Source organism: Bradyrhizobium sp. INPA03-11B (genome assembly GCF_040446015.1).
GTDB lineage: Bacteria > Pseudomonadota > Alphaproteobacteria > Rhizobiales > Xanthobacteraceae > Bradyrhizobium > Bradyrhizobium macuxiense_A.
On sequence record NZ_JASGSR010000048.1, the window covers coordinates 35,295 to 56,375 of the forward strand.

The 21,081-nt window shown below is 58.4% G+C and carries 19 protein-coding genes; 16 read left to right on the forward strand and 3 right to left on the reverse strand.

The window, feature by feature from the left end; translation table 11 throughout:
* Nucleotides 1-34 precede the first annotated feature (34 nt).
* Nucleotides 35-220, forward strand: a complete 186-nt coding sequence (locus QMZ05_RS20930) for a hypothetical protein (RefSeq protein ID WP_146990267.1) — start codon at nt 35-37, stop codon at nt 218-220.
* A gap of 792 nt (nt 221-1,012) precedes the next feature.
* Here the strand turns inward: QMZ05_RS20930 and QMZ05_RS20935 are convergent.
* Nucleotides 1,013-1,528, reverse strand: coding sequence for a MarR family transcriptional regulator (locus QMZ05_RS20935; RefSeq protein WP_353702457.1), 516 nt, complete (start codon nt 1,526-1,528; stop codon nt 1,013-1,015).
* A 2,106-nt stretch (nt 1,529-3,634) separates the two neighbouring features.
* On the opposite strand from QMZ05_RS20935, the gene QMZ05_RS20940 reads away from it, so the two are divergent.
* The 6 genes from QMZ05_RS20940 (at nt 3,635) to QMZ05_RS20965 (ending at nt 11,654) form a co-directional block, all read left to right on the forward strand.
* Nucleotides 3,635-6,112, forward strand: coding sequence for a 2-aminoethylphosphonate--pyruvate transaminase (locus tag QMZ05_RS20940; RefSeq protein WP_353702458.1), 2,478 nt, complete (start codon nt 3,635-3,637; stop codon nt 6,110-6,112).
* Between the two features lie 30 nt (nt 6,113-6,142).
* Nucleotides 6,143-7,201: a dhydrorhizobitoxine desaturase gene (gene rtxC, locus QMZ05_RS20945; RefSeq protein WP_353702459.1), complete on the forward strand. Its 1,059-nt coding sequence runs from the start codon at nt 6,143-6,145 to the stop codon at nt 7,199-7,201.
* Nucleotides 7,198-8,016, forward strand: coding sequence for a gamma-glutamyl-gamma-aminobutyrate hydrolase family protein (locus tag QMZ05_RS20950; protein ID WP_353702460.1), 819 nt, complete (start codon nt 7,198-7,200; stop codon nt 8,014-8,016). The genes rtxC and QMZ05_RS20950 overlap by 4 nt, the downstream gene beginning before the upstream one ends.
* 120 nt (nt 8,017-8,136) lie before the next feature.
* Nucleotides 8,137-9,039, forward strand: coding sequence for an EamA family transporter (locus tag QMZ05_RS20955; RefSeq protein WP_353702461.1), 903 nt, complete (start codon nt 8,137-8,139; stop codon nt 9,037-9,039).
* Nucleotides 9,036-10,322, forward strand: a complete 1,287-nt coding sequence (locus tag QMZ05_RS20960; protein ID WP_353702462.1) for an ATP-grasp domain-containing protein — start codon at nt 9,036-9,038, stop codon at nt 10,320-10,322. Before QMZ05_RS20955 ends, QMZ05_RS20960 begins: the two co-directional genes overlap by 4 nt.
* A 96-nt stretch (nt 10,323-10,418) precedes the next feature.
* Nucleotides 10,419-11,654 carry a glutamine synthetase gene (locus tag QMZ05_RS20965; RefSeq protein ID WP_353702463.1) on the forward strand — a complete coding sequence of 412 codons (1,236 nt, stop codon included), beginning with the start codon at nt 10,419-10,421 and terminating at the stop codon, nt 11,652-11,654.
* A gap of 294 nt (nt 11,655-11,948) precedes the next feature.
* Here the strand turns inward: QMZ05_RS20965 and fixJ are convergent, their stop codons facing one another.
* Together fixJ and QMZ05_RS20975 are read right to left on the reverse strand one after the other, a co-directional pair.
* Nucleotides 11,949-12,557, reverse strand: coding sequence for a response regulator FixJ (gene fixJ / locus QMZ05_RS20970; RefSeq protein WP_353702464.1), 609 nt, complete (start codon nt 12,555-12,557; stop codon nt 11,949-11,951).
* Nucleotides 12,554-13,984 carry a PAS domain S-box protein gene (locus tag QMZ05_RS20975; RefSeq protein ID WP_353702465.1) on the reverse strand — a complete coding sequence of 477 codons (1,431 nt, stop codon included), beginning with the start codon at nt 13,982-13,984 and terminating at the stop codon, nt 12,554-12,556. Before QMZ05_RS20975 ends, fixJ begins: the two co-directional genes overlap by 4 nt.
* Nucleotides 13,985-14,490: 506 nt before the next feature.
* Here QMZ05_RS20975 and QMZ05_RS20980 point away from each other — a divergent pair.
* The 9 genes from QMZ05_RS20980 to ccoG form a co-directional block, all read left to right on the forward strand.
* Nucleotides 14,491-15,240, forward strand: a complete 750-nt coding sequence (locus tag QMZ05_RS20980; RefSeq protein ID WP_353702466.1) for a CBS domain-containing protein — start codon at nt 14,491-14,493, stop codon at nt 15,238-15,240.
* Nucleotides 15,237-15,410 (forward strand): hypothetical protein, encoded by a 174-nt coding sequence (locus QMZ05_RS20985; RefSeq protein WP_167529243.1) that lies wholly within the window; start codon nt 15,237-15,239, stop codon nt 15,408-15,410. The genes QMZ05_RS20980 and QMZ05_RS20985 overlap by 4 nt, the downstream gene beginning before the upstream one ends.
* Nucleotides 15,411-15,509: 99 nt before the next feature.
* A complete protein-coding gene (locus QMZ05_RS20990) occupies nt 15,510-15,737 on the forward strand; it encodes a hypothetical protein (RefSeq protein ID WP_146990280.1) in 228 nt (75 codons plus the stop codon).
* A gap of 285 nt (nt 15,738-16,022) precedes the next feature.
* Nucleotides 16,023-16,481 carry a hypothetical protein gene (locus tag QMZ05_RS20995; protein WP_353702467.1) on the forward strand — a complete coding sequence of 153 codons (459 nt, stop codon included), beginning with the start codon at nt 16,023-16,025 and terminating at the stop codon, nt 16,479-16,481.
* A complete protein-coding gene (gene ccoN, locus QMZ05_RS21000; protein ID WP_353702468.1) occupies nt 16,478-18,130 on the forward strand; it encodes a cytochrome-c oxidase, cbb3-type subunit I in 1,653 nt (550 codons plus the stop codon). The genes QMZ05_RS20995 and ccoN overlap by 4 nt, the downstream gene beginning before the upstream one ends.
* A gap of 8 nt (nt 18,131-18,138) precedes the next feature.
* Complete coding sequence (ccoO, locus tag QMZ05_RS21005) at nt 18,139-18,873, forward strand: cytochrome-c oxidase, cbb3-type subunit II (protein ID WP_353702469.1); 735 nt, start codon at nt 18,139-18,141, stop codon at nt 18,871-18,873.
* Nucleotides 18,874-18,883: 10 nt separating this feature from the next.
* Nucleotides 18,884-19,048, forward strand: a complete 165-nt coding sequence (locus tag QMZ05_RS21010) for a cbb3-type cytochrome c oxidase subunit 3 (RefSeq protein ID WP_353702470.1) — start codon at nt 18,884-18,886, stop codon at nt 19,046-19,048.
* A gap of 5 nt (nt 19,049-19,053) precedes the next feature.
* Nucleotides 19,054-19,926 (forward strand): cytochrome-c oxidase, cbb3-type subunit III, encoded by an 873-nt coding sequence (gene ccoP / locus QMZ05_RS21015; protein WP_353702471.1) that lies wholly within the window; start codon nt 19,054-19,056, stop codon nt 19,924-19,926.
* Nucleotides 19,927-20,023: 97 nt separating this feature from the next.
* On the forward strand, nt 20,024-21,081 hold a 1,058-nt coding region (ccoG, locus tag QMZ05_RS21020), incomplete at its 3' end, for a cytochrome c oxidase accessory protein CcoG (protein WP_353702472.1).

The following is a 21,081-nucleotide window of genomic DNA, read 5'->3' on the forward strand; positions in this document are numbered from 1 at the left end:
TGTTACAAGCCGCCTCTCACAAGGAGCATTCAGGGTGAAGAAAGTAACGAAGAAACGCATCAAGCGGCGCGAGTGGACCAAAGAAGATATCAAAGAGCTCAAGGCCCATTCGAAATCCCGGACTCCGGTCATAAAAATATCAAAAATGACCAAACGCACTATCGGTGCGCTGCGTCAGAAGGCCTTACATCTCGGGATCGGACTCGGTCATCAGCGATAGCTTACTAAAGCGGCACCGAAGCTGGCAGAGTAGGGCGGCTGACAGGCCGCCCTTGATCGCTGCGTTCAGCTTTGCCGATTGCCGGTGAAATGGTCCACGACCAGCGACTCTGATCCGCTCGGATATGGAGCGGTATGGCGCGGTTATCGTACCGCCCCTTCAGTCGCGCCGAGAATCGTCTGTCTCGCCGGTCGCTCAACGGTGCGTATGCCGAACCCGCTGTACACGTTCTTGAGGCCCGAAGCGTCGCGACGCGTCGACGTTCTCTATCGACGAAACAGCCCTCTATCGTGAACAGGCCGTGTTATGGGAATGTCGATGCAGATTTGGCGTCGGCTCTTATCTTACAATGAGCCGATCTGCTTGCCCTGTTCGAAGGGACCCGGCCGACGTGCTGGGCGTGGTGACCCTCTGACAAGTGCCGAACGCTGGCCATCCCGCGGTCCTCCAGACGGGAAGGACTTACGAGCAGGTCATTCGCCGCAGATCGTGATAGCTTTAGAGCTTGGGTGAAAGCGAGCGCTGAAACGAGCCTGCCGGTTAGCTCAGGCTCGTTCCAGTCGAAAGTCCCGAGCGATATGGCGCACTCAGCAGCAACAGAAAAAGCGCCCTGTTGGCTCCATAGCTGGCGGCAGATCGGCTACTTCCTGAGCCCGTCATAACCACGGTGCCGTCGGTCGCGCATACCGACCACAACCACCTTCGCCCACGCTGCTTCAATAAAACTTCGAAGATTGGCAGATCAGACATCGCCGCAGCCCAGCGTCATTTCCGAGGATCGTGCCTTGATCCTCAGAATTCCAGAGCGACTTTCAAGCAAGCGCTCTCCAGGCGATGCCTGACTGCAGCTAGCTTGCTAACTAGCTCGAGGGATTCCGGAATACCGAACTCGCCAAAAACGAACTCATCCAATGCTTCCAGTTTTGTAGCGACGGTCGTGAGAAGCTTGTAAGTCTTGTCCGTTAGCGACAATTGTACGACCCGAGCATCGCTTGTGGAGGATCTGCGCCGCAGCAATCCCTTTTTCTCCAGCAGCTTTGATTGGGTCGTCACGAATGAAGCGTCGACCTGCATCAACTTTGACACCACATTGACCGGAGCTCCGTCTTCCCTGTTTAAATCCGCCAAGGCCGTCAAGATCATCCATTGTGGCCCAGTAATGCCAAGCATATTGGCCCGGAATTGGCGAAGTTCCTCCAAACGCGCATTGATGGATCTGATCTCCCAGGTGAAACGGCAGACCATCTCCTGCCCGTCGGCAAAACTACTACCCACCGCTCTTGCTGGACTGGACAAATCTGGCGGCATCGCGTGTCAGGGTTTCCATCCTTGGTGTTTCCCCTTAGCGCGAATCAAGAATGTGGACAATCGCATCCGAGGAAAGCGGTCGAATACTTGGTACGCTTCGGACGAACGGGCCACCCTAGGTGCAGCGACGGGAAATCTAGACGCGCTCTATGCGCGGGGATGCGTGACATGCGGAGCTGCATGGAGCGCCGCGGCGGCCATTGGGCACACATCGACGAGACCTGCACTATCGAAACATCCGATCGAGGCGCAGGAATCGTCGTCAGCGAGGAGCGCGCCTAGGCTGAGAGAGGCTCCTGGTCGCCCGTCGTGGAGAGCGAAATTACAAAGGCCGACCAGAAGATCAACTTGCCGCCGTTGGCTACTATACTCTCCAGCAACTGGTGCTGAGCCAGTGCAAGGTCCGTCACATGGCGCGCTTCTCGATCCAGCAACTCGCAGCGAGCATCGGAGCGAACTCCACCAGGCGACTGCCGCAGCGCGGAGGGCTATCGAGCGTGAAGCAAAAGCGCCCCGCCATGGTGCCGCGGGGTTATCCGGTGGAGAACGCCAGTAAACGAGAGGTCGCGTGATGCCACGCGAGACTGCCGAGCTGGCGCACGGTCTCGTGCGCAACGCACTGGGTCGCTCGATGTTTCTCCGATTAAAGGGGCGCCCAAAGGATCGGCCAGGAAGTGGATTGATGCCGCAACTCGCGAGTAGGCGACTTGCTCGACGCCATCCGCGAAGGCCGTGGACTTATTGATTGTGTGATGTGGCAGACGAGGCACCGCGCTTTCGCGGGCTGCCTGGCGCGCGTCTCGAGCCATCGCCCAAGGTTGAAAGACAGACACTTGGCCGGAGACCGCCAGGCGGCTCTTCACGATGTCGCGGCCGTTTGCCCGGACACTCGCCGAGCGCCATTTGTGCAATCGTGGCATTTCTATTTTGCGCGAAGATACGCTGCGTTTCCACCCGCGTTGCTGCTGCCGTCCCGATGACGACATACCGACTGATATCTGGCTGGCATCGATCGCTTGTGTAATGGATGGGGCGGAGCCCATCGCCGGGGTGCATCGCTAACGGTTTCGATCCCGTGCGTCCCGGCAAGAGGCGAGTCGGCACACCGCGACGTCCGAGTGGCCTTCTCGATGAAGCGGCTCGATTCGGCACGATCGGCGAGGTGCCGGCGCCGGGCGAGGGCATCGAGAGCGTGCTCTCGATCCGCTGCGCAGCTCCAAGGCTGCCAATGGCTGCAACGCTTTCCGCCAACCATCGGTGGCTGGAGCCGAGCCCGGGTGAATTCAGGCGGTTCGGATGCCCTCCTGACTGGTCCCTGGGGTTGAACCTCTGGCCTTTAGAGGACATCGGAGGGCAAGTCCGCGGCGGCCCGGCATGGCATAGGTCGCGACCATTGTTTTTCCATCGGCGCGTGCCCTGCGCCTTGCATCGCGAAGAAAAACAGCTGCACGTCTTCCGTGCTCCGCCAGCGCTACCGCCCTGAAATGATCGCCACAAAACGGCCCAGCAATCGCAGAGTGCCGCAGATTGCCGCAGATTGCCTTCAAACCCGACTGGACAAACATGCCAACGCCGCTTCGTTTAAGCGCAACGATGTCATGCTGGTCGACTTTGGCAAGGACAGGCGTGGACGAAGGCAGCGCACGCCTGCACGTCACAATGCAAATTCGGAAATATTCGCCCGACGAGCTCTGAAAGGGGTTGAATCGCACGTGGCGTCAAGTTGTACGATCTCAAATATAGCCGGTCAACGAGTGACAAAAGAGTGCGAATGTCCCAACTCTTAGGCTCTTGTAAGATGAGCGCAGTCGGCAGCGGCCGTTGTCGGTTCGCTAGCTGGCTCAGTATCCTCACGCGATGGTCCGGCGGAGACCGTTGGCGAACTTCCACATTTGACTGAATGGCAGCGGCCAGACCTATGCAGATTGGCTGACTTGTCTCGCTTGCGAGGCGAGATGGTGGCGCCGTCTTAACCTGTGCATCCGTCATGATCTCCGAGGCGCAGATCGCCTCAAGGATCTCGACGTCAAGTGCCAGGAGGAGCCAGACGCCTCGCGCGGCCATGCACCAGATTCGCGAATGGATGCTACTATAGGGGAGAATGGGGTGACAAGGCAGCGTTCTTTGTTGACGCCTGGTCCAATTGCACTCACGTCGGCGGTTAAAACGCAGATGCAGTTTGATCTCGCATCGCGTGATTTGGAGTTCAAGGAAGTGACCGCCCGTATGAGGCGGTTGATGCTCAATCTGTCGGGAAATCCAAAAGGCTACTCGGTTGTTCCTATCCAGGGAGGTGGCTCCTTTGCAATGGAAGCCGCTCTCTCGTCATTTGTGTCTCAGGGCGACCGGCCGCTCGTTTGCATAAACGGAATCTATGGTGAGCGCATACTCAAGATTCTCCGGCTATGGGGTGTTCAAGCGGTTCAGCTCGTCAAGCGGGCCACCGAGGCCTTGGACCCTCAGGAAATTTCCGAGTGTCTGAGCCAAGATCCATGCATCACTCACTTATGCTTTGTCCATTGCGAGACCACGACAGGAATCGTCAATCCGCTCGCGCCAATCGTGGACGGCGCAAGGCAGCGAGGGGTAAAGACCATCGTCGACGGAATGAGTTCGTTCGGTGCCATCCACATCGACCTAAGTCGTGGCGGACCAGACGTCTTGGTCACGTCGAGCAACAAGTGCATAGAAGGCCCCCCAGGGCTCGCTTATGTCCTTGCGTCGCACGAACTGCTGGAGAATGCGGTTCAAGAACCAAGATCATTTGTGCTCGATGTTAGAGATCAATGGCGCTCGCTCGAGCGCACAGGTGAATGGCGATCGACTCCTCCCACACATATCGTTCAGGCAGCCACAAAGGCGCTCGAGATTTTGGGAGACGAAGGCATCGACGTTAGGCGCCGTAGGTATGAAAAGATAAAAGACCGCGTCATCAAGGAACTCGAGGGTGTGACGGCCCCGCTTCTCCCAGCGAACTTGCAGTCTCCAATATGCGTGGCGTTTGCTGCACCGGCCGGGATTTCGGATCAAGTCGCCTTCGATCGGCTATATTGTCACTTGGCAGCCCATAATCTTTACGTCTACTCGAAGCTCCATCTTCCGACCCGGAGTTTTCGGATTGGCTGTATTGGAGAAATTCAATCCAGTTGGATCGAGCAGTTGGGGTGCGCCTTTCGCACATATTTTCGGTCTGGCCGGACCGGGATTGCGGGACGGACGTCAACCCGAGAGACTTGCGAAGGTCGTGCCGCCCCGTCGCAGCCAATCGCGACCGCCTCGCGGCTCCCATTTTCCACCGAAACTGCTGTTCTGCACGCGGGATATCGGCGCGACCCCACAACGAAGGCTGTGGCGGTGCCGATCTACCAGAACACGGCTTACGAACTCGACGGTGATCTCAACCATATTGCTGACGTCTACAACGTAAAGGCCGATGGTTTCACCTATACTCGGATTATCAATCCGACGACCCGCGCGCTGGAAAGAAGGTATGCTGCTGTCGACATGGGAAGCGACTCGCTCGCTGTTGCATCGGGCCAAGCGGCGACGTTCCTTGCGATCGTCAACTTATCGAGCGGCGAAGTTGGCGACAATGTCGTCGCTTCTCCGTATCTATATGGCAATACGTGGAACCTGCTCCACAATACACTGAGGCGTCTCGGTATCACTGTTAGGACCGCAGACCCTCGACGCCCAGAGACCTTCGAGCAAGCCATTGATGATCGCACAATATGCCTGTTCGGAGAGGTGGTCTCGAATCCTTGTCTGATTCCGCTTCCCGTCAAGCAGCTGGCGGAAATCGGCAGAAAGCACGGCGTGCCCCTGGTCGTAGACAATACGACAACCCCGCTCGTTTGCCGTCCGTCAGCGCTCGGTGCCGCGATCACGACGTACTCCGCGACCAAATACATCTGTGGCCATGGCACGACCCTAGGCGGACTAATCGTTGACAACGGCGCATTCAATTATACGGGAAGCTCACGCTTTCCACTGTTCAACAACCCGGACGATGCCCACGGTGGCATCATCTGGCGCAACGCGTTGCAGGATATCGACGATCTTGCTCAGAGCGAGTTTCTCTTAAAAGCTCGGATGACTTGGCTGCGGGATACCGGTGCGGCCATCGCCCCCTTTGCAAGCTTTCAACTGATCCAAGGGCTTGAAACACTGCATCTTCGCATGAAGCAGCATTGCGCAAACGCAAAGATCGTAGCGAGCGTTCTTAACGAACATCCAAAAGTGCGCCGTGTCTTCTACCCAGGCCTATTTGAAGGGGCTGATCGAGAAACCATCGATCAGACACTCAACGCCGAGTACGGGCACGGGGCGATGGTCATGTTCGAGGTAGAGAACGAACAGGCCGGACGCAAGTTCATCCAGAACGTCGACTTGATGTATCACGTTTCAAACGTGGGGGATGCCCGCACGCTCGTGACACACCCTGTTTCGACGACCCACACCACCGTCCCACGGGAAAAGCGCGAAGCCGCCGGTATATTTGGTGGCTCGATCCGGCTTTGTGTCGGCATCGAAGATGTCAACGACATCATCAAGGATTTGGACAAGGCACTTTCCGCAATCTGACAACCTGAAAGCCGTCAGGAAGGGGTTCTCATGAAACAGGCAGATGCTTGGAAGCTGAGGTCGTCACGTTGTGAAGCGGTTCAATTCAGTCGTGAGATCAACAAGCAGCTCTCCGAACTGAGGCCGGATAACATAACGGGAGCTGCTTATATCGCAAAAGATTACGCCGTAATCGCAATCTGCGTGGTCGCGACGATCTCTGTCTCGTGGTGGCTCTATCCGCTCGCTGTTCTACTGATCGGCGCCTATCAACGAGGATTGACGACAATCTCCCACGATTCGGCCCATCGCACCCTGGCGAGAAACACCACCTGGAATTACGCCCTGGGGATTCTGTTCGCGGCCTATCCCCTGTTCCAGCGCCATTGGGCATACCGGATCTCACACGTCTATCTGCATCATCCGTTTCTCGGCGACCCGGAGAAGGATCCTGATCTAAAGTTCTTTTTGGCCAGCGGTGTTTACGACGTCCAGCCTCCGGGGCGGTACGCCTTCAATATAATCTGGAAGCCGATACTGGGTGGCGCGACGGTCGCCTATCTGAAGTATCTTTGGACGAATCGGTTTTCGATAACAGCCAGCGAGGACCAGGATCGGGCGGGCATACTTGTCGACAGGTATGGCTTCTACCTCTTCTGGTTCGTCATACTGGGTGGATCATATTTTCTTGGTATCCTGCACCTCGTCATCCTGTTCTGGATTGTGCCCTATCTCACCACGTTTCAGGTCCTCGGCTGGTTTATCGAGCTCGCCGAACACTCACCTATGTGCGAGACCGAAACCAAGAACGTCTATCTAACCCGCAACAGAAAGGGGAATGTTCTGGAGAGAGCGATCTTTGGGCAGAACTTGGATGAGTACCACCTTGAGCATCATCTGTCGCCCGGCATCCCTTTCTGGCTCTTGCGCAAAGCTCAGAAAATTCGAATGCAGGATCCTCAGTACGCAAGTGTTGCCTCGACTTGGGGAGGCCTCTTCGTCAAAGGGCCTCAAGGACAACCCAGCGTAATCACCCAGTTGAAGGAGCGAAATAGACGCTTGTATGAGCAGTCTATCGCCGGCGCAAATGCGCGGGAGAAACTGGCTTGATTTCGCAACAGGCAGGATCGGTCCGGGCCGTGGTCGGCATCACCTCAAACCGTCTATTGGCTGATGGCGTGCACCGCGATTGGTTGCGGCGCAAATACGTGCAAGCCCTCGTTCGTTACGCCGGGGTAACGAGCGTGATACTTCCGACCATCGATGCTGATGATGCGGGGGACGATAGCGTTCTGCCAATCATGCCCAGGCTGGACGGTCTGGTGCTGACAGGAGATGAATCGAATATTGATCCGGCCATCTTAAGGTCGGCTGCTTCCTCTACACGGACGAGCCAGCAGGATGTTGAAGCTGGCATCCGCGACCGTCCAAGGGACAGGTTGTCCGCGACAGCCATTGGGACGGCCGTCGCATTCGGGATGCCCATATTGGGCATTTGCCGGGGCCTCCAGGAGCTTAACGTCTATTTCGGCGGCACGCTTCATGCGTCGCTGTCGGAATGGAGGCTGGAAAGTGGAGCGATGCATGCTGAGAAGCCATGTCTCCCAAGGGATCGTCAGTACGATGTGACGCACAGCGTAACAATACGGTCCGATGGCGTGCTCTTCCCGATAGCGGGTGCGACCGAAGCGCAAGTCAACTCGTTGCATAACCAAGGCATAGAAAAACTTGCCGCTCCGCTCATGCCGGAGGCATGGACGTCCGACGGCCTGGTCGAAGCAGCTTCCGTAGTTGGCGCGCCGACCCTGCAGATCGGTGTGCAATGGCATCCGGAGTGGCACGTGGCTACCGATCTTTTGAGCAAGCGACTCTTCAAAGCATTCGGAGAGGCTTGTGTCGCGTACTGCCAGAGAAATAAGCGGTAGGGGTATTGTGAAACTCCAAGTGAAATGTCCTCCTTGCAAGTCGAAAAGGAGTCTCTCGAACCCGGTTCGAGAACGGCTCTCGTTTCTCCCTATTCCACGTGCGTACAGGCAGAACAGACAGTGACGCATCGCTTCGCCGTGGGAGTTCTCTTTGTCGTCCTCTATGTCATCGTTAGCGCAGCAGGTGACGTCTATGCGGCATCGTACTTTCAGCAGGCCGATATTTACAGCACTCTCCTGCTGTCCTTTGCCCTGGTATGCCTGACGTTCAACCTTTTGGCTTGGCGCGAAAGCGGTCGAACAAGGATCACGAAGTCGTCGCTCATAGTCCTCGCGTCGCTCAATGTCGTTACCACAATTAGCTGGGTTGGGTTATTCATCGGACTGAAATACGCCGAACCCGCAATCGTCGTCACTTTCATGGTGGCATTAGGACCGTGTGCGACAGTGTGGCTGAACACACTAATCAGAAAACAGGGCCTTCCCCCGAAATCGGATATTGCCGTAAGCGGTTTGGTTGCGCTCATCGGGGGGTACATGATCTGGATCTCGGCAAGCGGCAACGCCGGCGTCGAATGGGGGCATCGATCATCCTTCGGTATCTTTGTAGCCATCGTGGCCGGTCTATCGCTTGCCCTTACCAATGTCCTCGTGAAATTGCTGTTCGACCGTGGATTGTCGGGTCGACAAGTGCTGGCTCATCGGTTCTACGGGACGATCTTGTTGCTGCTGCTTTTTGTCGATCGCTCCTCCATCGTCCTTGAGATCTCGCAGCGTTGGTGTGCGATCGCGATCGTTGCATTGTCGACGATCATTGTACCTTTGCTTCTGATTCAGGAGGGCATCCGCCGCGTAGAACCAATGACGGTGAACATGGTCTTGTCCACGGCTCCGATCGTTTCGTTTCTGTTTCAGTATTGCGATGCTCGTATCGTGCCTTCTTTATATACGTTCATTGGAAATGTCCTCATTACGGCTGTCGCCCTTTGCGCCATTTTCGTCCAGTATCGGAGGTCCAGATGAACAAACGACATTGTGCAATAGTCGATGCGTACTCGACAGGCCGCTACCTGCCGGAGGAGTTCAGTTGCTACGGAATTGGAACGGTACATTTGATGTCGGCTGCGGAGGTGCCGCCGGTCTTTTGCTCGCATTTCGACGCTACCTTATATGATGAAGTCATTCGTCCGAACGAGCGCATGACTGAGGAGGAGCTCGTCGAATATCACCTGGAGGCGCTTCGATGCCGAGAAGTGGAGTTCATTATAGCCGGATGCGAGACCGGAGTTGAGCTAGCGGATTCCTTGTCTGAGCGGCTCGGCTTACCTTCGAATGGAACCACCCGGTCAGCTGCAAGACGTGACAAATCGCGTTTATCTGAAGCGTTGTCCTCCGCAGGGGTGCGATCGATCAGGCAGGTGGTATCGAATTGTGCGGAAGACGTCACAAGCTGGATGCGTCAATCAAGCTTCGACGAAATCGTAATCAAGCCGCTGAACAGCACCGGTACGGAGGATGTGTTCTTCTGCTCGACTGATGCTGATGTGCAGCGGGCTACGAGTGCCATTGTCGGAAAGACAAATCGTGTCGGCGCGTTGAATCGTTTTGCTCTTGGGCAGGAGAAGATAAGCGGTCAACAATACACGGTGAATGCTGTCTCGGTCGACGGGGAAACGTTCATCACGGAGGTTTGGACCTATGACACCGTTCCCATAAAGGGCGCGGCATCGGTCTGCTCACTCGAGCGCTTGCTCGATGGCAAGGACCCCGTCGTGGAACAACTGTCCGACTATTTGATGCGTTCGTTGCAGGCGCTGGAAATTGTCAATGGACCCGCTCATGCCGAGATCATCGTCGACCACGCGGGGCCAGTGCTGGTGGATTTCGGAGCGAGGCTTCAAGGAACAATGTCTCGAAAAGCCCGGACGATGGCGTTGGGTCACAATCACATGACCCTAACGGCTTGGCGCTACGCAGATCCCGCTGGCTTTCTTGCATATATGAGGCAGCGCGGCCCGTACAGCCGGCGGGCTCACGCGCTGTGCGTCTCGCTGATCTCTGACGTAGGCGGTCTTGTCGGCGGTTATCCGGGGCTCGAAACAATCCGTAAGCTGTCAAGTTTCGCGGATGCAATTGCATTCGTTCCAGTGGGTCAAAACCTGGTTCCGACGACCGATTTGGCGTCCACACCGGGGATCGTGTACCTCGTGAACAACGACTTGACCCAGCTTGAGAGTGACTATCGCAAGTTGCGCGCAATGCGGATGGACCAGGTATTCGATCTGGCGAGCCTGGGTCAGACCTAAATGCCAAGCGAAATCGGGATGACTGGCGTGAATGCGGCTCGCGTGGCGGTGGCTGGAGTGTGCGACTTTGACGGCGTCCTTCGAGGGAAGCATGTCGTGGCTGAGGATCTTTCGAATGGAGACAAAATCGTCAGATTCTCTGAAGCCGTGCTTGCCTGGGATTGTTCGGACCGGGTGATACCAGCGAGTTTTACCAAGAAGCCGCCATCAGCGTTCGGAGATGCAGACCTGCGCATTCTATCGCGCACCGGTCGTCCCGTGTCTAATCGGCGGGATCTCTACCTGGCTGAGTTTGCGGGGGCCCATGAGAACATCTGCCCGCGTGGTGTTCTGCGTAAGGTCCTAAGAAGAGCAACTGACCATGGATACAGCTGTACTGCTGCGTTCGAGTTCGAGTTTATGCTTTTCAAGGAGAGCGCCGAGACCGTCAATAATAAGCCCTTTGATCAATGGGCCCCTTTGACGCTTGGGCCATTCGGCTACTCACTGACGCGGATCATTGCGAACGAAGAGCTGTTCGACGAGATCCTAGCGTTGTGCGAAAAGGCTAGAATGCCGCTGAGTGGGCTCCATCTTGAAACCGGGCCCGGCGTGATTGAGGCTTCGCTGCATCATTGTGATGCTCTGGATGCTGCTGATCGAGCCGTCATATTTAAGTCGATGATAAAATCGTGGGCGCAGACCAGAGGGATGACGGCCACGTTTATGGCCAAAGTGTCTGAGAATTGGCCGGGTCAGTCGGGACATATTCACATCTCAATGTCGTCTGATGGCAAGAATGCGTTCTACGACAGCGAGACGAGGTGGAATATCTCAGAAACGATGGGCCAATTCATTGGCGGACAGCTGAAGCACATGACGGACTTTTGTGTGCTGGCTGCGCCTAACGTGAATAGTTACAAAAGACTGGTGGCCGGCTATTGGGCTCCAATCTGCCCAAGCTGGGGGATCGACAATCGCTCCTGTGCAGTGCGGGTCATCCCGGGAGGCCCGGATGCGCACCACCTTGAGTACAGACTGAGTGGCGCAGATGTGAATCCATATCTCGCCCTCGCGTGTGCCCTCGGCTCCGGCATTCTGGGAATTGAAGAGGATGCTGACTTAGCAGCTCCGTTTGTTGGTGATGCAAGCGAGGAAAATGCGCCTTCCTTCGGGCGGCTTCCCCAACATTTATTAGAGGCGACAAGTCGGTTTGCGCGATCTCAAAAGGCCATCGATCTTTTTGGAGATAGGTTTGTCGAAGCCTTCTCGTGCTCCCGCCGTTGGGAGTGGGAATCCGTTCAACATCGAGTCACCGACTTTGAGCGCCAACGGTACTTCGAGATCATTTAGCATACGCAAACCCTTACGGCCGCGTTCGTGGGCAACATCCGTGGCGGCGCCGCGGATGCGGCGAAGAACTCAAGCCAGGCGACCACCTGCCTCCGGTGCCGATCTCGCTGTGGTGTAGAAAGTCGCCCTCGGAGGCGATACCCTCAAGTGCGCCGTTTTCATCCAGGACCGGCAAGCCCGCTGGATCTCCTCCATCAACTCAGCATGCGGCGACGGCCGTTTTGATCCACCTCATCTGGATCCGGAGCCGGCGATTTTGCCGCGAAACCCTGAATGAATCGATCTCAGCCAGTTCTAGAGCCCGGCAGCGATCGCGATCCGCATCAGCTCCGACATGCTGCGCACATTGGTCTTGGCCATCAGGTTTGCGCGGTAGACCTCGACCGTGCGCGGGCTGATGCCAAGCTCGTGGGCAATCACCTTGTTGATCTTGCCGGCCACCAGCCCCCGCAGAACGTCACGTTCACGTGGTGAGAGGTCTGCCAGGCGGCCTTCGGCGTCGCGTCTGGCCGCACCATCGGCCGGCGTTTCTAACTGTGCTTGCAAGGCTCCTCGAATTGCACGCAGCAGCGCCTCGTCCTCGAAGGGCTTTTCGATGAAGTCGACCGCACCCGCCTTCATCGCTTCCACCGCAAGCGCGACGTCGCCGTGGCCGGTCATCAGGATGACGGGGCAGGCTGTGCCGTCGGCCTTGAGCTCGCGGACCAGCTCAAGGCCGCTCATGCCAGGCATGCGGATGTCGGATATGACGCAGTCGACTTTATATTCAGCGAAATGATGAAGGAAATCGGCTGCCGTCTCATACGTCGCAACGCAGAAACCGTTAACGTCGAGCAGGAAGGCGAGCGAATCCCGCATCGCTGGGTCATCGTCAATCACGAGGATTGTGCGTCGCGCAGTCATGCCTCTTCTCCGGCCTCCGCAAAGGGAAGGGTGAACTGAAAGATCGTGCCGCCGCCCGCATTTGGCAAGGCATTGATGTGACCACCGTGGGATTCGACGATGGTCCGGCAGATCGACAGACCGACGCCCATACCATGTTCCTTTGTCGTGACAAAAGGTTGGAACAGGCGCTCGACGATGGCGGGACTAATCCCGGGGCCGGTGTCAGCGATGGTAAATATCGCGGCGCTGTCGGTCTTGGTGACGCCGACAGTCAATTCGCGACGCGCGGTGCTGGCCATTGCCTCGATCGCATTGCGGACCAGATTCAGTACGACCTGCTGGATCTGGATCTTGTCGACGATGATCGAACGTATGTCCCGGTCGCTGCGGATGGCGACCCGGATACCTTGCTCCTTGGCACCGAGCAACGCGAGCGCGACCGCTTCTTCGAGCAGCGTGACCGGACTTTCCAGCGAAGGTTGTGTTTCGCCTTTGGCGACGAATTGGCGGAGACGCTTGATGATGTCTCCGGCCCTTAGCGCCTGCTCCGCAGCGCGATCAAGGGCGTCGCGCATTCTTGTGATATCGAGCGTCTCTGCCGCCATGAGCGTTCTTGCGCCGCGCATGTAGTTTGTGATGGCCGAGAGCGGCTGGTTGATCTCATGCGCTATGGACGACGCCATCTCGCCCATCGCGGTCAATCGCGATACATGCACCAGCTCGGATTGCAATTCCTGCAGCCTGCGTTCCTGAGCGCGCCGCTCGGTGAGATCGCGCACAAAGCCGGTGAAGAAGCGCTCGCCGCGCGCCTTGGCCTCGCCGACGGCGAGCTCCATCGGGAAGGTCGAGCCATCGCTCCGCTCACCGACCACGATTCGGCCGATGCCGATGATGCGACGTTCCCCGGTGGTCAGATAACGTTCGAGATACCGGTCGTGCTCGTCGCGATAGGGCTGTGGCATCAGGCTCGATACGTTCTTTCCGACAATCTGGTCGGGCGACCAGCCGAACAGGCGCTCGGCTGCAGCGCTGAACGAGCGAATGATGCCGCGATCGTCTATCACAATCATGGCGTCGGGCACTGTATCCAGGATCGACTGCAGATGGGCCTGACGGTCACCGGCCTGCTTCGAGTCCCGCAACAGCCGGTCGCCCATGAAACCAAGGATGGGGCCAAGTATCGCGAAGCATGCGATATCGATCATGTTCGCGGGATTGGTAACAAGGTCCCTTCCTCGGGATTCGGCGCTGATGCCGAGGCAGAGCAGGGTGGCAAGAAGCGCAGGGCCGCGGCCGCCGGCGAAAGTGGCAAAGAGCACGACCGGAACGTAGATAATCGTGAATGTTCGGTCTTCGAGGTAACGGTCCAGTGCCGCGTGCAACATAAAGACAAGTGCGGCTGCGGCCGCTGCAGTGCCATAGCGGTACCAGATACGGTCGGACATTCTTCCCCGGGGCGAGCCTCACATTTCTCCGACAGTACACCGTTCGGGCGCACCGAGCCACCGGTCGCTGCGCATGTGCCGGCTCACTTCAGCGAAGGCATGCCAGGCCGCGTTACCTGACCCAGACGTGCCAATGGGTCGGCTGCATCGCGGATGCGCTCTGGGGTCTCCCGCCTTCGCCCAGCCGCCGACAACACGACGGCAGGGGTTTGTGGATGGCGTTACCCTCGAAGACGGCCAACTCCAGGCCGCGATCAAAGGGGCGGGCTCAATCCGCTCCCAAGTATCGTCGGCCTCGATTCGTGGCGGAAGCAGGCGCTAGGTGCAGAGCGCAATGATGTCCGATCCGATCTCGTTGCGCTTAAGTATCGGTCTCGGTCTCGCCTGCAATCGGTTGCAGTACCTTGATGCAGGTCAAACCGATACGTGGTTCCGAGGTTGAGGCAAATCAAGGTAGCTGACGTCGTGTGGTGCGAATCTGCAAAAGCCGAAGGGAGAAATGGCAAATGCGCGCGCATCAGATCATGACGAGAAATGTCATCACCGTGGGGACTGATACCTCGATTCTCGACGCAGCGACGCTCATGATGAACCATCATATCAGCGGGCTTCCGGTGGTCGATAGCCGCGGCAAGCTGCTTGGCATTGTCTCGGAAAGCGATTTTCTACGGCGAACCGAGATCGGCACCCAACGTCGGCGTCCCCGTTGGCTGCAATTCCTTATGGGTCCGGGCTGGGCGGCTGAAGAGTTCCTGCACGAAAGAGGCCGCAGGGTCGGCGCTGTCATGTCGGTCGACCCGGTCACAGTGACGGAACAAACGCCATTGCAGGACCTGGTGGAGTTGATGGAAAAGAAGCGGATCAAGCGCGTGCCGGTGATGCGCGACGGCCACCTTGTTGGTATCGTCACGCATGCGGATCTATTGCGCGCGGTCGCTGCAATCGCTCACGAAATCCCGGATCCTACGGCGGACGATCAGCATATCCATGATCGTATTGTGCGTTCGCTCGAGGCTCCGGACTGGCGTCCGCTCGGCCTGCAGGTATCGGTGCGCAACGGCATCGTACATTTGCGGGGTATCATCACCGACGAGCGTGCAAGACAGGCGGCCATCGCCGCCGCGGAGAACGTCTTCGGCGTCAAGGGCGTGCACGACCATCTTTGCTATGTCGATACGTATTCCGGCTTCTATATCCAATCTGCCGAAGATGAGAAATTGGCCTCCGCCGAAGCTACGAAGCAGAGGGCAGAATGATCGCGCGCGTCGGGCAGCTGCTGCTCGGTCTGTCGTTGCTCATTGCGGCAGCCGCGATCACCACAGAAGCTCCGGACATTGGTTTGATCGCAACGCTGGTCACAATCTGTGTGATTGTCGGCTTTGCTGTCGCGGTGGCGGGCTGGACCATCGGCCGCGACACCGCGTGAGCGTAACTCATTTACCGCGCTATGTTGCGTCAGATCAAAGTGGGCGCCCCAGGATTGGACAATATGCGCAAGCAACGAACTAGCCCACCAGAGGGTGCCATGCCATCATTTGACGTCCGTTTCATCAAGACGGTTTGCGACGATACCGGCCACGAACATCGCGCTTGTCAGGCGGCGTTCAAGGTCGATGCCAGCTCGCTCACAACGGCCGCGCAACTGGCGGAGGCCGACTTCTGCAGGCAAAAAGGCGTGCGGGACTGGACGATCTTTGCCGATTCGATGGAGCTTCGGATGCCTCCAGCTCTGCCGCCGGCCTGGGGCGGCTAGGCAGGTATCGTGAGCAGCACTGCTCGCCGCCGCGCGGGCTGAACGTACCCGGATGGACGACCATCTCCGAAGCCGGAGGGCTTACGTCGCTGGTTGCGGACCGGCATTTTGCAAGCTGGCTCGCAAGTCCCGCTATAGAGCCTTGGCGTGCTAGGTGTCGCTCCCCCTGGCGTGGTCGCCAACATGCCTTCACGAAGATCAAACGGCATCCGCGACACGGTTTACGAAAAACCCAAGGGATGCGAAATGACAAATCGATAAGATAGCAATAGCTCAGCGCAATTCGTGAGTCTCGTCGCACGCTTGCGAGCATTTCTCGCTCGCCGAGACGAATTCGATCTACTGACCGCTCGGGAAGTCGATACGATCGCTGACGAGCTCAATCTTCCCACGTCGGATCTTCGAGCGCTGGCCCGCGGGCGGGGCTCGCCTGAATTGCTGAACAAGCGCCTTGAGCATGCAAGCTTGTCAGAAAAAGCGCTCGCTTCGTCCAATAGCGATGTGCCGCGCGATCTGCAGAGGGTGTATCGCCTCTGTCGCGAGAAGAGGCGCTGTGCCGCTGACCGGGCGCGGGAAAGGCGAGCCAGTCCGGCCAGGTACTGTCCGAACGAATTGACCCTGACCGCGCTGGGCCACGGCGCCGGTGCCAAGCGGCATGGCGCAGGAATTGATGCCGATCAAGCGGCTGACCGCGAAATTGTGGTTTTCATAACGTCAACGCAGCCAAAGAAGGCCTCCACATGACAAGTCCATCTGCCGTTTCAAAGTCAATGACGATGGGCGAAGCCGGCTTAATGTCGGCTTTCGCGGTCCTTGCCTTCGTTTGCTTTCTTGGCGTGGCGATGGGGCACGATTCGGCGTTCTCGTTTCACGCGGCGCTTGCATGCTCTGCGAGCCTGAGTGCCGTGGTCATGATTGGCAATCGTTACCTGGACCGCCCGGCCGCATTGCCAGCAGCGGAAATTGGTGGTCGCCCCAATTACTATCTTGGACCGATCAAGTTCGCTTCCGCCATGGCGATGTTCTGGGGTATTGCGGGCTTCACCGTGGGTCTGATCATCGCGATGCAGCTGGCGTGGCCGGCGCTTAACTTCGATCTGCCCTGGACGACATTCGGCCGGTTGCGGCCGCTGCATACGTCTGCCGTGATCTTCGCGTTCGGCGGCAATGTCCTGATCGCAAGTTCGTTCTACGTCGTGCAGAAGACCTGCCGCACGCGCCTAGCCGGAGACCTCGCGCCCTGGTTCGTGGTGGTTGGTTACAACTTCTTCATTCTGATTGCGGGCACCGGCTATCTGCTGGGCGTCACCCAATCGAAGGAATACGCCGAACCGGAGTGGTACGCCGACCTTTGGCTAACGATCGTCTGGGTGACGTATCTGCTCGTGTTCCTGATGACGCTGGTGAAGCGCAAGGAGCCGCACATCTTCGTCGCCAACTGGTTCTATCTGGCGTTCATCATCACGATCGCGGTGCTCCATCTCGGCAACAACCCCGCGCTGCCGGTCTCCTTCCTCGGCTCGAAGTCTTACATCGCCTGGGGCGGCGTGCAGGACGCGATGTTCCAGTGGTGGTACGGGCATAATGCGGTCGGCTTCTTCCTGACCGCAGGCTTCCTGGCGATCATGTACTACTTCATCCCGAAGCGGGCGGAGCGCCCGGTATATTCCTACCGGCTTTCGATCATCCATTTCTGGGCGCTGATCTTCCTCTACATTTGGGCCGGCCCGCATCATCTGCACTACACGGCACTGCCGGATTGGGCGCAGACGCTCGGTATGACGTTCTCGATCATGCTCTGGATGCCGTCCTGGGGCGGCATGATCAACGGCCTGATGACGCTGTCGGGAGCCTGGGACAAGCTGCGTACCGACCCTGTGCTGCGCATGATGGTGGTGTCGGTCGCCTTCTACGGCATGTCAACCTTCGAAGGCCCGTTGATGGCGATCAAGGTGGTCAATTCGCTGAGCCACTACACTGACTGGACCATCGGCCATGTGCATTCCGGAGCGCTGGGCTGGGTCGGCTTCGTCTCCTTCGGCGCGCTCTACTGCCTGATCCCCTGGCTGTGGAATTGTCAGCTTTACAGTCTGAAGCTCGTCAACTGGCACTTCTGGATCTCGACCATCGGCATCGTGCTGTACATTTCCGCGATGTGGGTGTCGGGAATCCTGCAAGGCCTGATGTGGCGGGCCTACACCTCGCTCGGCTTCCTCGAATACGCCTTCATCGAGTCTGTCGAGGCCATGCACCCTTTCTACATCATCCGTGCGGCCGGTGGCGCATTGTTCCTGATCGGCGCCCTGATCATGGCCGTCAATCTCTGGATGACGGTCAATGCCGGCAAAGCCAGCGAAACCAAGGGCGCCGGCGCCGTCCAGCCTGCCGAATAGGTCGCGCAATGTCTCTCTGGAACCGACACAAGATCTTTGAGAAGAATTCGATCATCCTGATCGCAGGCATTCTCGTCGTCATTGCGATTGGCGGGCTCGTCGAGATCATGCCGCTGTTCTATCTGAAGAGCACGATCGAGGCGGTCGATGGCGTGCGGCCCTATACGCCGCTCGAACTTGCCGGCCGCAACATCTATGTCCGCGAGGGCTGCTATCTCTGCCACTCGCAGATGATCCGGCCGCTTCGCGACGAGGTTGAACGGTACGGTCATTATTCGCTCGCTGCGGAGAGCATGTATGACCATCCGTTCCAGTGGGGCTCCAAACGCACCGGACCCGATCTCGCGCGTGTCGGCGGCAAGTATTCTGATGACTGGCACGTCACCCACCTGATCAATCCGCGCTCGATTGTCCCGCAATCGGTGATGCCCGGATATCCGGAACTCGCGAAAACCGAGATCGACCCGTCCGACATCGCGGCTCATCTGCGGACCAGCCGCGCGGTCGGCGTGCCCTATACGGACGAACAGATCGCCAACGCGGCCGCCGATCTGAAGGCGCAGACCGATCCCGACAACCCCGGCTCCGATGCGTTCCAGAAGCGCTACCCGAAGGCCTTGGTCCGCAACTTCGACGGCAAGGCTGGCAATCCGACCGAGCTCGACGCGCTGATCGCCTATCTGCAGATGCTCGGCACGCTCGTCGACTTCAAGCTCTACAACGAAAAAGCCAATCTGCGCTGAGGTTATGCGGATGAAAGCGATCATTCAAATCGAGAGCCTGGCGTCGAGCCTGGTCAGCACGTTCTGGACCCCAGTGTTCGTCGGGATATTCATCGCCATCGTCGTCTACGCGCTCTGGCCCCGCAATAAATCCCTGTTTGATGCCGCAGCCCGAATGCCGCTGCGTGAGGACTGACCAACATGAGGGAGCACAACGAGATTGACGGTGTATCCGGCCGCAGCACGACCGGTCATGAGTGGGACGGCATCAAGGAGCTGAACACGCCGCTGCCGAGGTGGTGGATCCTCACGTTCTATGCCACGATTATCTGGGCGATCGGCTACTGGGTCGTCTACCCGACCTGGCCGCTGGTCTCGAGCTACACCAGCGGCCTATTGCACTATTCGACCCGTGCGAGCGTCGTCACCGACCTCGCCGATCTGGAGAGGCTGCGCGGCGGAAAGATGGCGGTGCTCGGCAGCGCTTCGCTTGCCGATATCGAAAAGGAACCGGCCCTGCTGGCGCTGGCCCGTGCGCGCGGCAAGACCGTGTTCGCCGACAATTGCGCACCCTGCCATGGCAGTGGCGGCGCCGGCGCGAAGGGCTATCCGAACCTGAATGACGACGACTGGCTGTGGGGCGGCTCGCTTGACCAGATCATGCAGACGATCCAGTTCGGCGCACGCTCGGGACACGCAAAGACGCACGAAGGGCAGATGCTCGCGTTCGGTCGTGACGGGATTCTCAAGAAGGACGAGATCGTGACCGTCGCCAATTATGTGCGGTCGCTCTCCGGCCTCTCCACCGCGCCGAAGTTCGACGCCGCCGCAGGAAAGAAGATCTTCACCGAGAACTGCACGAGCTGCCACGGTGACACCGGCAAGGGCAACCCGGAACTCGGTGCGCCGAACCTGACCGACAGGATCTGGCTCTATGGCTCCGACGAGGAGACGCTGGTCGAGACCATCACGAACGGCCGCGCCGGCGTCATGCCAGCCTGGGTCGGCCGTCTGGACCCGCTCACCGTCAAGGCGTTGGCGGTCTACGTGCACTCGTTAGGCGGTGGCAGGTAACTGCCGCCGCGGGTCTGGTCCGGGATCGTTGATCAAGGTCAATCCCGTGCCCGGCGCGGGATTGTAGGCTCTTGCAAGAGCCTCATTCGAGCAACCCATGAACAAGCCCGTGTCACCTGATGACCTCATAACCGACGAAGACGGGCCGCTCTATGCGCCCCGCAGGAAGTTATACCCGCAGAGCATCTCCGGCCGGTTCCGCTCGATCAAATGGCGGCTGATGGTCCTGTGCCTCGGCGTCTACTACTTGCTGCCTTTCGTGCGCTGGAATCGCGGCCTTGGCGCGCCGGATCAGGCCGTCCTGATCGATTTTCCCAACAGTCGCTTCTACTTCTTCTTCATCGAGCTGTGGCCGCAGGAGATCTACTACTTCACTGGCCTTCTGGTGCTTGCGGCGCTTTCCTTGTTCCTGATGAATGCGCTTGGTGGCCGGATCTGGTGCGGCTATCTCTGCCCCCAGACGGTCTGGACCGATCTGTTCTACGCGGTCGAGCGCCTGGTTGAAGGCGACCGCCGCGCTCAGATGAAAGCTGATGCCGGACCGCTGACGGCAAAGCTTGCCGGTCGCCGGGTGTTGAAGCACGTGATCTGGCTGATGATCGCTTGGTGGACCGGCGGCGCCTGGGTGCTCTATTTCGACGATGCGCCAACGTTGGTGCGCGACCTCGCGACCTCTCAGGCGCCAGCGATCGCCTATGTCTGGATCGGGATCCTGACCGCGTCGACCTATTTGCTGGCTGGCTACATGCGCGAGCAGGTCTGCGTCTACATGTGCCCGTGGCCGCGGATCCAGGCGGCGCTGACCGACGAATGGGCGCTGAACGTCACCTACAAATATGATCGCGGCGAGCCGCGCTGCTCGGTGAAGAAGGGGTTTGACATCCGTGCGCTCGGCGAGAGGGCCGGCGACTGCATCGATTGCAACCAGTGCGTCGCCGTTTGTCCGACCGGGATCGACATCCGCGATGGCGCACAGCTCGGCTGCATCCAGTGCGGCCTGTGCATAGATGCCTGCAACGCTGTCATGACCAAGATCAGCCGCAAGACCGGTCTGATTGGTTACGACAACAACATCAATGTCCAGCACCGCGCCGCGGGCAAGGAAGAAATCTTCAAGCCCGTTCGTGCACGTACGGTGGTCTATGCCGGCCTGAT

Excerpts from the sequence above, each read along its gene's own strand:
- QMZ05_RS20980 (WP_353702466.1), top strand. The coding sequence starts at position 14,491 with ATGCGCGCGCATCAGATCATGACGAGAAATGTCATCACCGTGGGGACT.
- rtxC (WP_353702459.1), top strand. The coding sequence starts at position 6,143 with ATGAAACAGGCAGATGCTTGGAAGCTGAGGTCGTCACGTTGTGAAGCG.
- ccoP (WP_353702471.1), top strand. The coding sequence starts at position 19,054 with ATGAGGGAGCACAACGAGATTGACGGTGTATCCGGCCGCAGCACGACC.
- fixJ (WP_353702464.1), bottom strand. The coding sequence starts at position 12,557 with ATGACTGCGCGACGCACAATCCTCGTGATTGACGATGACCCAGCGATG.
- QMZ05_RS20935 (WP_353702457.1), bottom strand. The coding sequence starts at position 1,528 with ATGCCGCCAGATTTGTCCAGTCCAGCAAGAGCGGTGGGTAGTAGTTTT.
- QMZ05_RS21010 (WP_353702470.1), top strand. The coding sequence starts at position 18,884 with ATGAAAGCGATCATTCAAATCGAGAGCCTGGCGTCGAGCCTGGTCAGC.
- ccoO (WP_353702469.1), top strand. The coding sequence starts at position 18,139 with ATGTCTCTCTGGAACCGACACAAGATCTTTGAGAAGAATTCGATCATC.
- QMZ05_RS20985 (WP_167529243.1), top strand. The coding sequence starts at position 15,237 with ATGATCGCGCGCGTCGGGCAGCTGCTGCTCGGTCTGTCGTTGCTCATT.
- QMZ05_RS20960 (WP_353702462.1), top strand. The coding sequence starts at position 9,036 with ATGAACAAACGACATTGTGCAATAGTCGATGCGTACTCGACAGGCCGC.
- QMZ05_RS20975 (WP_353702465.1), bottom strand. The coding sequence starts at position 13,984 with ATGTCCGACCGTATCTGGTACCGCTATGGCACTGCAGCGGCCGCAGCC.
- QMZ05_RS20990 (WP_146990280.1), top strand. The coding sequence starts at position 15,510 with ATGCCATCATTTGACGTCCGTTTCATCAAGACGGTTTGCGACGATACC.
- ccoN (WP_353702468.1), top strand. The coding sequence starts at position 16,478 with ATGACAAGTCCATCTGCCGTTTCAAAGTCAATGACGATGGGCGAAGCC.